The organism is Aminobacter sp. P4_H6_2 (assembly GCF_056400805.1).
The window spans coordinates 1-12,442 of the sequence record NZ_JBFUKO010000102.1; the positions used below are offsets into that span (position 1 = coordinate 1).

General features: G+C 61.1%; 13 protein-coding genes. 10 read left to right on the plus strand and 3 right to left on the minus strand.

Annotation, left to right across the window (positions count from 1 at the left end; genetic code table 11):
• Positions 1–921: 921 nt before the first annotated feature.
• The 8 genes from AC1DUU_RS10740 (at position 922) to dusA (ending at position 8,302) form a co-directional block, all read left to right on the plus strand.
• A complete protein-coding gene (locus AC1DUU_RS10740) occupies positions 922–2,121 on the plus strand; it encodes an ABC transporter substrate-binding protein (RefSeq protein WP_476783406.1) in 1,200 nt (399 codons plus the stop codon).
• A 69-nt stretch (positions 2,122–2,190) separates the two neighbouring features.
• Positions 2,191–3,057: a branched-chain amino acid ABC transporter permease gene (locus tag AC1DUU_RS10745; protein WP_476783407.1), complete on the plus strand. Its 867-nt coding sequence runs from the start codon at positions 2,191–2,193 to the stop codon at positions 3,055–3,057.
• 4 nt (positions 3,058–3,061) lie between these two features.
• A complete protein-coding gene (locus AC1DUU_RS10750) occupies positions 3,062–4,042 on the plus strand; it encodes a branched-chain amino acid ABC transporter permease (RefSeq protein ID WP_476783408.1) in 981 nt (326 codons plus the stop codon).
• Positions 4,043–4,046: 4 nt separating this feature from the next.
• On the plus strand, positions 4,047–4,826 hold the full coding sequence (locus AC1DUU_RS10755) for an ABC transporter ATP-binding protein (protein WP_476783409.1): 780 nt from the start codon (positions 4,047–4,049) through the stop codon (positions 4,824–4,826).
• 2 nt (positions 4,827–4,828) lie between these two features.
• Positions 4,829–5,551 (plus strand): ABC transporter ATP-binding protein, encoded by a 723-nt coding sequence (locus AC1DUU_RS10760; protein WP_476783410.1) that lies wholly within the window; start codon positions 4,829–4,831, stop codon positions 5,549–5,551.
• A 10-nt stretch (positions 5,552–5,561) separates the two neighbouring features.
• A complete protein-coding gene (locus AC1DUU_RS10765) occupies positions 5,562–6,299 on the plus strand; it encodes an aspartate/glutamate racemase family protein (RefSeq protein WP_476783411.1) in 738 nt (245 codons plus the stop codon).
• Positions 6,300–6,409: 110 nt separating this feature from the next.
• Positions 6,410–7,114 carry a GntR family transcriptional regulator gene (locus AC1DUU_RS10770; RefSeq protein WP_476783418.1) on the plus strand — a complete coding sequence of 235 codons (705 nt, stop codon included), beginning with the start codon at positions 6,410–6,412 and terminating at the stop codon, positions 7,112–7,114.
• 183 nt (positions 7,115–7,297) lie between these two features.
• A complete protein-coding gene (dusA, locus tag AC1DUU_RS10775) occupies positions 7,298–8,302 on the plus strand; it encodes a tRNA dihydrouridine(20/20a) synthase DusA (protein ID WP_476783412.1) in 1,005 nt (334 codons plus the stop codon).
• A gap of 2 nt (positions 8,303–8,304) precedes the next feature.
• On the opposite strand, the gene AC1DUU_RS10780 is transcribed toward dusA, so the two are convergent.
• Positions 8,305–9,006 carry a TIGR02281 family clan AA aspartic protease gene (locus AC1DUU_RS10780; RefSeq protein ID WP_476783413.1) on the minus strand — a complete coding sequence of 234 codons (702 nt, stop codon included), beginning with the start codon at positions 9,004–9,006 and terminating at the stop codon, positions 8,305–8,307.
• 15 nt (positions 9,007–9,021) lie between these two features.
• A complete protein-coding gene (locus tag AC1DUU_RS10785; RefSeq protein WP_476783414.1) occupies positions 9,022–9,252 on the minus strand; it encodes a DUF1289 domain-containing protein in 231 nt (76 codons plus the stop codon).
• Positions 9,253–9,454: 202 nt separating this feature from the next.
• Between AC1DUU_RS10785 and AC1DUU_RS10790 the strand changes: the two genes are divergently transcribed.
• Complete coding sequence (locus AC1DUU_RS10790) at positions 9,455–10,450, plus strand: nicotinate-nucleotide--dimethylbenzimidazole phosphoribosyltransferase (RefSeq protein WP_476783415.1); 996 nt, start codon at positions 9,455–9,457, stop codon at positions 10,448–10,450.
• Positions 10,451–10,472: 22 nt separating this feature from the next.
• Here the strand turns inward: AC1DUU_RS10790 and AC1DUU_RS10795 are convergent, their stop codons facing one another.
• Positions 10,473–11,987, minus strand: coding sequence for a sensor histidine kinase (locus AC1DUU_RS10795; RefSeq protein ID WP_476783416.1), 1,515 nt, complete (start codon positions 11,985–11,987; stop codon positions 10,473–10,475).
• A gap of 76 nt (positions 11,988–12,063) precedes the next feature.
• Between AC1DUU_RS10795 and AC1DUU_RS10800 the strand changes: the two genes are divergently transcribed.
• The coding region (locus tag AC1DUU_RS10800) for a thermonuclease family protein (RefSeq protein WP_476783417.1) at positions 12,064–12,442 on the plus strand (379 nt) is incomplete at its 3' end.

A 12,442-nucleotide genomic window follows, 5' to 3' on the forward strand; every position in this document is an offset into this window, starting at 1 on the left:
GCTTTGAGGAGCCTGACGATAGAAGTTCTTGCGAGTGCGTGGTTTCCTATGACGATCATAGCGCATGGGCTATGCGAGGAATGGCGGGGCATTATGCTCCCCCCTTGTTGGCACCCTGAGACACACAAACAAGCTTTGGAACGTATCACGTCCGCCTGTTTGGTCACAGCGAAATAATTGACGAATGTAAAAGTATTAAACGACCAAGAAATATCCAAAATAATGATCGTTCTGCCAAGTGGATCGCCAATTTATATGCGCGTGCAAGGCTATGTCAGCAAGTGCAGATGTCGATCCGGATCGAATTTGGCTTCGGTGTTTCAATCTCACATTCGCTGGCGCGACGAGACCGGTATGATTTTGTTCAAGGGTATCCAGTGCCCTAAGGGTCTCATCGGGCATGCGGTATTCGTCTATGTTCGCTATCACGCGCATGTGAAGCGCGGCCAGATTGAGTCTCACGGGAGGCATCGGTTCGACCCCGTGTTTGGGTCCGGTAGGGCGTCAGGCCTTGGGTCTACGGCCGAAGCTGTAGCCTGACGAAGTCGACGAGATGCCTGGGCAGTTGTTCATGGTTTTTCGTAGTGGAAGCGCTTGAGCGTCGCGTCCCGCTGATCAATTCAGACCGCTACCTCGGATTGTAAAACCCCTTGCGGAAACAGGGATGGTGCCAGTTGAACGGCCCGCGTTGCGGAGCGGCGGCATAGTGTCGGAATCGAGCGGCGGACCCGAAAACCGCCAATAGCCTTGGGAGACGATCGTGATACCAGGCCGGCTCGCAGGACCGGCCGCTTGCCGCCATAATTTTGTATACAAAACTAAAGGCATATGTTGACAAGCGTGTATTTTAGGCTTCCCTTGCGTCATCCGAGCCGCAGAAAACAGGGAACACCGCGCCGGATGCCAAAAATGGGGAGTGACATGATCAACAGACGCTCGACATTGAAATCGTTGGCGCTTGGCGCCGTCTCGGTATTGGCAATTGCAACCGGAACCAGTTTTTCGGCCCAGGCTGCAAACAAGGAACTCAAGATCGGCTTCGTCGGCGTGACCAGCGGCCCCGCCGCGGCCTGGGGCACATCCAACGTGCGCTCGATGCAGACACGCGCGGATTGGCTTAATGAAACCGGCGGCGTGAAAATTGGTGCTGACACCTACAACATCAATATCGTCACCTTCGATGACCAGAAGGACCCCAAGCGCGCCATCGCCGGCATGGAAAAGATGGCCCAGGAAGGTATCCACTATGTCGTGGGCCCGAATGTCGACGACGGCGCGGCCGCTGTCCGCCCGGTGGCGGAATCCAAGGGGATCATCTATTTCCCCTATGCCTTCCCGAAATCGCTCTATGTGCCGCCCGCTTCCAACGCCGTACTTGGCATGGTCGCCAACTACCAGTCCGGCCCGGCGATCTACAAATATCTGATGGAAAAGAAGGGGGTGAAGAAGATCGCCTTCATCGCCGCCAATGAGTCCGACCCGCTCAGCCAGCGTGACGGTGGCGTCGCCGCTGCCAAGGCGCTCGGCCTCGACGTCGTTGCCGAGACCGACACCTACCAGAACGATACGCGCGATTTTACGCCGGTGCTGACGCCGATCGTGCAGTTGAAGCCGGACCTGCTCGTGCTTTCGGGGGTCGCTCCGGCCAATGCGCCGCTGCTCATCCGCGCGGCGCGCGAACTCGGTTATGAAGGCCTGATCTCGGCTGAGACGGCACAGGATGCGGGCGTGCTGCAGGAAGGTGCGGGTGAACTGGCCAACGGCTTCATCTCGGTCGGCGGTGCTTCCACGCCCGAAATCCGAACGCCGTTGATGGACGAATTCATCGACCGCTACACCAAGAAGTTCGGCGAATACAACGACGAGTCCAACACCAAGGTCTATGCGCTCGAATACATCATCGAAACGCTGAAGGCGAACCCCAAGGCGATCGACAATGTCGACGAGTTCAAGAAGACCATGGACACGTTCTCGGCGCCCAATCCTTACGCCAAGGACGGCACACTGAAATATGTCGGCACGACTTCCTTTGGCCAGAAGCGCCAGGTTTCGGTGCCGATGGTGGTGACGGAGTTCGAGAACGGCGCGTTCAAGACGCTGTTCGTCGGCGAAGTGGACTGACGTTCGACGCAGCGCTTCAACCGAGGTTCGGGTCCAATCCCGGACCTCTTGCCGACCGGATTTGCCGTCATGGAACAGGTGATCGCCAACGGGCTCTATCTCGGTGCCCAATACGCATTGATCGCGCTCGGTCTGACGTTGATCTTTGCGCTGATGAACGTACTCAACTTCGCCCATGGGCAGATGTATGTGTTGGGCGGTTTCGTCACATATTCGATCTACGGCCAGCTCAAGCTGCCCTTCGCCGTTGCGCTGATCTGTTCGGGCGTGACACTCGCGATCATCGGCGCGTTGATGGAGAAGTTTCTCTTTCGCACGGTGATAAGACGCAGCAAGCGTGAAGAAAGCACGATGCTACTCGCGGCAGCCACCGCATTCTTCCTCGATGCCGTCATCCTGCTCCTGTTCGGCGAAAAGCAGCGCGGCGTGCCCAAGATCGTCAGCGGTGTCTTTGTTTCCGACGGTTTGATCATGCCCTACGACCGCATGGTCGTCGGCGTGGTCGCTATCCTGATGATCGCCGCTTTCATGCTCTACATGCAATACAGCAGGCCCGGCCGCGCCATGCGTGCGCTGGCGCAGGACCGCATCGCCGCGCAACTGATGGGGGTGAATGTAAACCGCTATTCGATGCTCGGCTTTGCGCTCGGAGCGATGCTTGCGGGCATCGTCGGCGGGCTGCTGGTCAGCATCACCGGCATCAACTCAGGCATCGGCGGCCCGATCTCGATCAAGGCCTTCCTGATGGTGATGATCGGTGGCGCCGGCGTCGTTGGTGGCGCCATCGCCGGCGGCTTCATCTTGGGCATGATGGAATCGGTTGGTCTCACCGTGCTGCGTGAATATGGCGACGTCACCTATCTCGTCATCTTCGCGCTTTTGATGGTCTTCCTCAGCATCCGCCCCAACGGGCTGATGGGCAAGCCGTGGGGTTGACGCGATGACGAGAGCCCCGACCACCAAGATCGTCTCGGCAGTCCTGTTCCTGGCTGTGCTCCTCGTTGGCGTGCCGCTTTTCATCAACGCCACAGGTCGCAGCGATCTTTATTACACGCTGACCTCGGTAGCACTTCTCAGCATCATCAGTGCAGGCGTTTGGGTCACTTTCTACATCGGCCGCATCAATATCGGCCAGGGCGCCTATGCGCTGATGGGCGGTTATGTATCGGCAATCCTGGTCATGAACTATGGCGTGTCCTTCTGGCTCACGCTGCCGATTGCCGGGCTGTTCTGTGCCGCGGCAAGCGTGCTCATCGGCTTGCCGATCCTGCGGCTGCGCGGTGTCTATTTCGCGATGGTGTCGCTGGTGCTGACCGAGGTTGCCCGCCTGCTGGCCCTCGCATTGCCCATCACCAACGGCGCCAAGGGCATCGTCAGCATACCCTTGCCGGCCGGCATCAGCCTTTTCGGCATCACGCTGGTTCCGGATTTCGCCACGCTCGCCAATCCGCGGCTCGCCTTCTACATCGTCGCCGTGCTCTTGATGGCCCTGTGCTTCGCCGGGCTTTATCGGCTCGTCCATTCGCGCATCGGCCAGCTCTGCCAGTCGCTTCAGCAAAACGAGGAACTCGCGTCTTCGATCGGCGTCAACATCGCCTATCTTCGCGTTGTCGCCTATGCCATCTCGTCCTTCCTGGGCGGCGTCGGTGGAGCGATGTTCGCCTCGATCTCGCAGTCGATCTACCCATCGAGCTTCACCGTCGCCGACTCCGTCAACTTTATGCTCAACTGCTTCCTCGGCGGGCTGGGCTATGTGCTCGGACCGATGCTCGGAACCTTCGTCCTATATTTCGGCTGGGACATGCTGTTCCAGACCGGGGAATACCAGCTCCTGATCTTCTCGACGGTGCTGATCGCGCTCATTCTGGTCCTACCCAATGGCCTGCTCAGCCTGACCCTGCCGGCCAAGAGGAGCGTCTGAGGCCATGGCCGACATTCTCGAAATCTCCGGGCTTACCAAGCGTTTCGGCGGCCTCGTTGCGGTCAACGATGTATCGTTTGCTGTGGGCGAACGCGAAATCCTGTCTGTGATCGGACCGAACGGTGCCGGCAAGTCGACGCTTTTCAAGCTGATTGCCTCATTCCTTCGGCCGACCGACGGCGAAGTGCGTTTCAAGGGCGAACGGATCTCGGGGCTCGCGCCGCATATCGCAGCCCGTAAAGGCGTGGTGCGCACCTTCCAGGAAACCACGATCTTCAAGAGCATGACCGTGCGCGACAATGTCGTGACCGCCCATCACCTGCGCTCGCGCGCCAGCCTCGCAGGTTTTTATCTCGGCAGCAGTGCCGCCCGCCAGGATCTGGAAGCGTTCGGCAAATCGGCGGACGAGATCCTCGTTTTCCTCGGCCTCGCGCCGATGCGTAACGAGGTCGCCAGTACCTTGCCCCACGGCCACCTCAGGGCGCTCGGCATCGCCATCGGACTGGCCACGAACCCGTCGGTGATCCTGCTCGACGAACCGTTCGCCGGCATGAACCATGACGAGACCAAGCGCGCGGTCGAGATGGTGCGAAAGCTGCGTGCGCGCGGCATCACCGTGCTTTTGGTCGAACATGACATGGCCGCGGTGATGAACATCTCCGACCGCATCGTCGTGCTCAATTTCGGCCAGAAGATCGCCGAAGGCACGCCGGCCGAAATCCAGAGGGACCCCAAGGTGATCGAAGCCTATCTCGGCGCCGAAGATGAATCGATCGGAATGTAGCCATGGAGCCGCTGCTCAAATTCGATGATGTCGAACTCTACTACGACCACGTCTATGCGCTGAAGGGGGTGTCGCTGGAAGTCCGCGAGGGCGAGACAGTAGCGCTGATCGGCGCCAACGGGGCCGGCAAGACTTCGATCCTTCGCGCCATCACCGGCCTCAAGAAGGTCCACAAGGGCGAAATCCGCTACCACGGCAAGCGCATCGATGGCGCGGCACCTGACGAGATCGTGCGCATGGGCATTTCCATGGTGCCCGAAGGGCGTCGTGTCTTCTCCTACATGACTGTTCGCGACAATTTGCTGATGGGCGCCTTCACCCGAACCGACAAGGCCGAGGTTCAGCAAAGCATTGACAAGGTGCTGACGCGATTTCCCCGTCTCAAGGAGCGCTATTCGCAGCAGGCCGGAACGATGAGCGGTGGCGAGCAGCAGATGTTGGTGATCGGCCGGGCGCTGATGGCCCGGCCGCGCCTGCTGCTTCTCGACGAGCCGTCGCTCGGCGTCGCGCCCAAGCTGGTGCAAGACATCGCGCGCTCCATCGTTGCGATCAATCGCGACGAGAAAGTCAGCGTACTTCTTGTCGAACAGAACTCGCGGATGGCGCTGCGCATCTCGCAACGCGCTTATGCGCTGACCACCGGCAAGGTGGCGCTCAGCGGCAATTCAGCCGAGATGCTGAACGACGAGCGGGTCAGGAATCTTTATCTCGGCGTCGAATCCTAGGCGGGATCACATGCGAATCCTCGTGATAAATCCCAATACGACGGCCTCTATGACCGACAAGATCGGCAAGGCCGCGGAGTTCGTTGCGTCAGTCGGAACTGAGATCATCGCCGTCAACCCGAAGGACGGTCCACCCAGCATCGAAGGCTATTTCGACGAGGTCTTCGTTGTGCCCGGCATGCTCGCCGAAATGACCAAATCCAAGGGGGTTGATGCCTATGTCATCGCCTGCTTCGACGACACTGGTCTTGATGCGGCGCGCTGTGCGGTCGATGTTCCGGTGATCGGCATCGGCGAAGCCGCATTCCATTTCGCCACCCTGATCGCTGGCAAGTTCAGCGTTGTCACAACGCTCGCGCGTTCGGTGCCGGCGATCGAACACAACCTGGTGAAATACGGGCTGGCCTCGCGCTGCGCCAAGGTGAGAGCATCTGACGTCGCCGTGCTCGACCTCGAATTGCCGGGTTCGGAAGCCCACCGCAAGATCTCGGACGAGATCGCCAGGGCGATCGCCGAAGACAAGGCGGAAGCGATCGTGCTTGGCTGTGCCGGCATGACCGATCTGGCGTCCGATCTCGCGCGCGACCATGGAGTGCCGGTGCTCGATGGCGTGGCCTGCGCGGTCAAGCTTGCCGAGAGCCTGTCCTCGCTCGGCCTCAAGACGTCCAAGGTCGGTGCCTACGCCATGCCGCTCGTCAAGCGCTACGCTGGAATCTACGCCTCGCAATCGCCCGGCATAGGCGCTTAAGGTTGGGGAGGGATTGACCGCCCGGCGCGCAATGTGAGATTCCGTGCGAAGTTCGACCGTATCCCAACAACGGCGAGCGACAAACGGAGAGCTTGCCAGAAGTAATGAATATGTTGACCGCCCTTCGCCCGGAAAACGATAGCGACAAACCGGCCGCGCGCTGGTCACCCATCTATCACGGGTTGAGGGACGCCATTGTCGGCCACCGTCTCGCTCCCGGCACGAAGCTGCCGGAGGATGAGTTGGCGGCAATCTATTCTGTCAGCCGCACCGTCATTCGCGCGGCACTGCAGGCGCTCGCACATGACCGATTGGCCCGGCTGGAGCCCAACCGCGGCGCCTTCGTCGCTCAGCCCTCACCCAAGGAGGCGCGCGAGGTATTTGAGGCGAGGGCGCTGATCGAGCCGAAAGTGGCTGCACTTGCCGCGGAAGTGGCCAAGCCGAAAGACGTTCATCTCCTGCGCCGGCATCTCGAAAAGGAGCACGAGGCACTGCATGCCGGTCGTGACAGTGACGCGATCATGTTGTCGGCACGCTTCCATGTTGGTGTCGCCGAAATCGCCGACCATTCCATCCTGACGGGGTTTGTGCGCGATCTCGTTTCGCACTCCTCACTTATCATCGCGCTCTACTGGAAGCGGCGCGACACCACCTGCGAGTGTCACGCCCACCACGCTCTGGTCGACGCAATCGAGGCCGGCGAGCCGGCGACAGCGGCGGAGCTCATGAACAGCCACTTGGTTGACCTGTTGTCCGGTCTGGATCTGGCGCGAACCGGTCAGAGGCCGGAAAGCCTGTCCGACATTCTGCGCTGATTTTTTCTCGCGTTGATCCATAGTCCCGCGATGGTAGGACGCGTGGGCGGAGTGTCCTTCGGAAAGTTCGGCTGGCTTCGTCCGGCGTTTGCTGTCGGCCGATTTGGCCTTGGAAGCCTTGTCGTGCTAGGGAGCGGCCTTATCTGAAGGCCACCTCAGCCCTTGCACAAATTCGAAGACCCCATGACCAAGCTCTACGCCAACGGCGCCCAAATACTCGCCGTCGCACCCATGATGGACTGGACTGACCGGTGCTGCCGCTATTTTCACAGGCAGATCACCCGGGATTCGCTGCTCTATACCGAGATGGTGGTGGCAGATGCCGTCATCCATGGGGCGCGCGAGCGGCTTTTGGGTTTTGACGATTGCGAGCATCCGGTCGCCTTGCAGCTTGGCGGATCCGATCCGGTCAAGCTCGCCGAGGCCGCCCGCATCGGCGCGGATTTCGGCTACGACGAAATCAATCTCAATGTCGGCTGCCCTTCGGATCGTGTTCAGTCGGGTACCTTCGGCGCCTGCTTGATGAAGACGCCGGATCTGGTGGCGGAGGGCGTTGCGGCAATGAAGGGCGCTGTCAAGATTCCGGTCACGGTGAAATGCCGCATTGGTGTCGACGACCAGGATCCCGAAACAGCGCTTGATACGCTTGCCGACGCTGTCTTCGCGGCCGGTGCAGACGCGCTTTGGGTGCACGCGCGAAAAGCCTGGCTGGAGGGGCTGAGCCCCAAGGAAAACCGTGATATCCCGCCGCTCGACTACGGTCGCGTCTATCACCTCAAAGCCAGAATGCCTCATCGCTTCATAGGCATAAACGGCGGTATTCAGACGCTGGATGAAACGCGCGCGCATCTTGAAAGGGTCGACGGCGTGATGCTCGGCCGTGCTGCCTACCACACGCCAAGCGTTCTGGCTGGCGTCGATGCGATGTTGCGCGGCGAGGCGGCTGAAGACTTTGACCATGCAGCCTTGATTGAGGCCATGGCGGATTATGCCGGTCGGCATATCGCGGCCGGTGGCCGTCTCGGCCATGTCACGCGCCATATGGTCGGGTTGTTCCATGGCCTGGCAGGCGCGCGTCGTTTTCGGCAGATCCTGTCGACCGAAGCCAACAAGCCAGGGGCGGGGCCTCAGGTCCTGCGGGATGCCTTCGCCGCTGTCGACATGAGCCGCGCCAGCGAAGCAGCGTAGCACTAGTCGCGCAAAATCATCCGGTCGCCGCGCACTTCGAAGCCCGACAGCGAGCCGATGAAGTTCATGCCAAGCAGGCTCTGCTCAAGCCCATGATCGGCGACGAGCATGGGCAAGTTCTTGCGCTCGATGGCACCAAGCTGGACGCTGCCTGCTGTAATGCGCGCTGCGTGCGCGATACCGTTGGCGGTCGAGACGGGAATGGTGAAGCCCAGGTTTTCAGGATCGAAGCCAGCCTTGCGGGCGTCGGCCATGGTCAGCACAGTACTCGTGGCGCCGGTGTCGACCATGGCCTGGATGGTCGCGCCGTTGATCTGCATGCGCGCGCCGAAATGCCCGTTGGGCAGCTTGTCGAGGGTGACAGTGGCGCGGCCGTCGCCATCCAGCGCAGACATCGGGCTGCCCGGCACCAGGCCGGCGGTCACGCGGCTGGCGATATCCTGCAATTCGTAGCGATACTGATAGCCGGCGACAAACACGAGCACGATCAGCACCCACAGCGCGAGGCTACGCAAGGTATCGCCCAGGCGCGTTCCGCGACGCAAAACGCCAGCACCGATGACAAGGGCTAGCGCGCCAGCATAGATCAGCTGTCCGAAGCTGTCATTGTTGAGACCAAGGGTTTCTCCAGAGGAGTGGTTGAACAGCAAAAGCAGCAGTCCGCCGCCGAGCAAGGCTGTGACGACCCAGTAAAGGCGGCTCATGTCTGCTGGATATCCTCAGTTGGACGCGTTTTCGCGGGCCATGCGCGAACGGCGGGTTTCACGGCGCGGCTTGCGCTCGATGGTTTCCAGACGTGCGGGCAAGGTGGCCATCACGGCACGGCGTCTCTCCGGTGTCATGCCAAGCCAGGCACCGATTTCCTCGCGCGTGCGCCCGCAGCCAAAGCAATAGCCCGTCGTATCGTCGAGCGAACACAGCATGATGCAGGGAGATTCAATGGCGGTCATCACGTCGTCCGTGGCAGCTATGCTTTGCGCCGATGTATACACTGGGCCAATCACAGATGATGTAGCCTGTGCGTCATTGCAAGCGCTTTCCCGCGACGTCACATCAACGTGCTCCCTTTCCACGAGCGCTTTGTCGCGATTGTTTTCGCGCGCTCAGGCGGCTATGCCGCGCGTGACGATGACGAACAGCAGGTAGCCCCTCATGACCAGCGCTCTTCCCTTTGACGATTTCCGCAATCTGTTTGCGCATCTGCCCGAGGGCGATGTGGCTCAGGCCGGCAAGGTGTGGGCTCTGTTTGCCAAAGCCGACAAGCCAAAAGGCTCGCTTGGCCGCATCGAAGATATTGCTGCCTGGCTGGCGCGCTGGTCCGGACGCGCGCCGCCTTCGGTGCTCAAGCCGATGGTCGCCATCTTCGCCGGAAATCATGGCGTGGCTGCCCAGGGCGTGTCGCCAAGGCCGATGGAAGCGACGGCCCGACGGGTCGAGCTGTGCGCGGCCGGCGGCGCTGCGATCAACCAGATCTGTCTTGCCAACGATCTCGGCTTGAAAGTGCTTGATCTGGCACTGCATCTGCCGACCGCCGACATCACACTCGAGCCCGCGCTCGACGAACGCGGCTGTGCTGCCACCATGGCTTTTGGCATGGAGGCTATTGCTGGGGGAACCGATCTGTTTTGCATCGGCGACCTCGGTGTCGCCAACACCACCGTTGCGGCGGCGCTTTGCGCCGCATTGTTTGGTGGCAAAGGCGCGGATTGGGTCGGGCCCGGCTCCGGTGCGGATGCTGCAATGCAAGCGCGCAAGGCCGAAATGGTTGACCGCGCACTGGCTCTGCATGGTCCACACCTCAAGGACCCGTTCGAGGTGCTGCGCCGTGTCGGTGGCCGTGAATTCGCCGCCATTGCCGGTGCGATCCTTGCTGCACGCATGGAAAAGATCCCCGTGCTGCTCGACGGTTTTGCCACGTCCGCCGCAGCCGCCGTGCTTTATGCCGTTGATCCGGCAGCGCTGGACCACTGCATGTTCTCACATGTCTCGACCGAGYCCGGCCATGCCCGCTTGCTCGCCAAACTCGGCGCAAGGCCTCTGCTAGGCCTTGGCATCGACCATGGTGAAGCGGTGGGGGCGGGGCTGGCGGCCGGCCTCGTCAAGACTGCGGCCCAGATCAGCTCGGGGATGGCAGCAGCGGTCGCCTGAAACGCGGACCTTCCGTTCGGGGTCATGCGCTGGCGGCGCTGCGAGGTTCCAACTTCGGCAGGCCGTCGATCACGCGCGCCGCAGGGAAGATGGCGATGGCCTCGGTGCCTTCGCGGAGCTTCGAACGCAGTTCGAATTCGCCGCCATGGAGCGAAAGCAGGCCCTGCACGATGGGCAGGCCAAGCCCCGTGCCTTGCTCGGCGCTCTTGATGGCAATCGAGCCTTGGCCGAAAGCCGACAGCACGACCGGGATTTCCTCGGCCGGGATGCCGGGGCCATTGTCCTTGACCGAGATGTATTGTCCACCGCCGGCGGTCCAGCCGACGCGAACGCGGATTTCGCCGCCGGTGGGCGAAAACTTGATGGCGTTGGACAACAGGTTCAGCGTGACCTGGCGGATGGCGCGCTCATCGCCAAGCAGGCGTGGCAGTGCGGGCTCGAATTCCTCGACGATCCGCAAATCCTTGTTGCGCGCCTTGAGTTCCATCATGTGGCAGCAATCCTCGACCACCGAACGCAGCGCCAACGGCTCCTCGTTGAGCTGGTAGCGGCCAGCTTCGATGCGCGACAGGTCGAGGATCTCGTTGATCAGATCGAGCAGATGCTGGCCTGAATCGTGGATGTCGCGGGAATATTCGCGGTAGGTCGGGCTGTTGATGGGCCCGAGCACTTCGCCAGCCATCACCTCGGAGAATCCGAGGATGGCATTGAGCGGCGTGCGCAGCTCGTGGCTCATGGTTGCGAGAAAGCGCGACTTGGCTAGGTTGGCGTCTTCGGCGCGTCGGCGTGCTTCGTCGGACATGGATTTGGCCGTTTCCAGTTCGGCGATCAGTGCGTCCATCTCGGAGCGGAACGACATCAGCATCAGCGCCGAGCGGTTCTTGATCTTGGCGACCTGGGAAAAGAAGGGAAGGGCAACCACCAGCAAGGCTACCATGATCATGCCGAGCGGCTCGGATAGCCTGACGCCAAAGGCGGCATAGGCAGCGACGGGAACGAGGAAGGTCGCGGTCAGCGCGCCGCGCAGCGAAGATGCCACGATCGCTGTAGCGGCCATGGCGCCAAGCAGGAATACGCCCTTCAAGATCGAAAACAGATGCGGTTCGCAGGCAGCACATGTCATCACGGTCAGATAGGCCCAGGCAAGGCCGGTAACGAAATGGCCGACGAGGAAGTTGCGGCGCATGGCTGACGGGCTCATGGCAGCCGGCGTTGCCTCGTCGGCACGACGGGCAAGCAACGCCAGGCCGCCATAACCCAAGATGGCGACGAACGCCCAGGTGAGGAAGTCGCTTTCGGCGCCGAGCAGCAGGCCGATGCCGGCAAAGATGACGATCAACAATGGGAGCGTGGCTGAATGAGCCCTGATCGAGCCGGCATGGAGCTTCAGCAGTTCGCGATCGAAGACCAGTCCGCCAGGTTGTTGCGCAAGCTGATCACGTGTCTTGCGCACAGCACGCGCGACATCGCTGTTGCGATGGCGTTTCCTGCGGTCCACAATGATCTTGTCCGCCGTGTTAGAGCGTTGCAACGGCATGTGATAATTCGATTTTCGCGCGCACTTACCTTAAGTCTGCACGCTACGACCGAATGATTAAGGGATTGTTTGCCATATGAGCCGTTCGTGGTCGGGCAGGCCGCGACAGCGGTATTTCAGGCGCCCGCGCAGCCTTTGGCGCAAGTTCCTGGATTATGCGCTGACCGCCGCGATACTCGGAACCCTCATACTCGTATCGGCGCGCCTCGACAGGGTGGAGACACGCAAGGCCCAGGGTGCAGCAGTCATCAACGACGGCGATTCGATTACATTGGGAGCCGAACGCATCCGTTTGCGTGGCATCGATGCGCCGGAGTACTCCCAGATTTGCAGGAAGGACGGCACCGAGTATCCTTGCGGCCGCCGTTCGCGCGAGGCGCTGTCGAAACTTGTCGCTGGGCGCCAGGTGATCTGTAATGGCTGGGAGCGCGACAAATACGGCCGCCTGCTTGGCG

Coding starts and splice junctions, on each gene's coding strand:
- AC1DUU_RS10740 (WP_476783406.1), top strand. CDS start 922: ATGATCAACAGACGCTCGACATTGAAATCGTTGGCGCTTGGCGCCGTC.
- AC1DUU_RS10745 (WP_476783407.1), top strand. CDS start 2,191: ATGGAACAGGTGATCGCCAACGGGCTCTATCTCGGTGCCCAATACGCA.
- AC1DUU_RS10750 (WP_476783408.1), top strand. CDS start 3,062: ATGACGAGAGCCCCGACCACCAAGATCGTCTCGGCAGTCCTGTTCCTG.
- AC1DUU_RS10755 (WP_476783409.1), top strand. CDS start 4,047: ATGGCCGACATTCTCGAAATCTCCGGGCTTACCAAGCGTTTCGGCGGC.
- AC1DUU_RS10760 (WP_476783410.1), top strand. CDS start 4,829: ATGGAGCCGCTGCTCAAATTCGATGATGTCGAACTCTACTACGACCAC.
- AC1DUU_RS10765 (WP_476783411.1), top strand. CDS start 5,562: ATGCGAATCCTCGTGATAAATCCCAATACGACGGCCTCTATGACCGAC.
- AC1DUU_RS10770 (WP_476783418.1), top strand. CDS start 6,410: ATGTTGACCGCCCTTCGCCCGGAAAACGATAGCGACAAACCGGCCGCG.
- dusA (WP_476783412.1), top strand. CDS start 7,298: ATGACCAAGCTCTACGCCAACGGCGCCCAAATACTCGCCGTCGCACCC.
- AC1DUU_RS10780 (WP_476783413.1), bottom strand. CDS start 9,006: ATGAGCCGCCTTTACTGGGTCGTCACAGCCTTGCTCGGCGGCGGACTG.
- AC1DUU_RS10785 (WP_476783414.1), bottom strand. CDS start 9,252: ATGACCGCCATTGAATCTCCCTGCATCATGCTGTGTTCGCTCGACGAT.
- AC1DUU_RS10795 (WP_476783416.1), bottom strand. CDS start 11,987: ATGCCGTTGCAACGCTCTAACACGGCGGACAAGATCATTGTGGACCGC.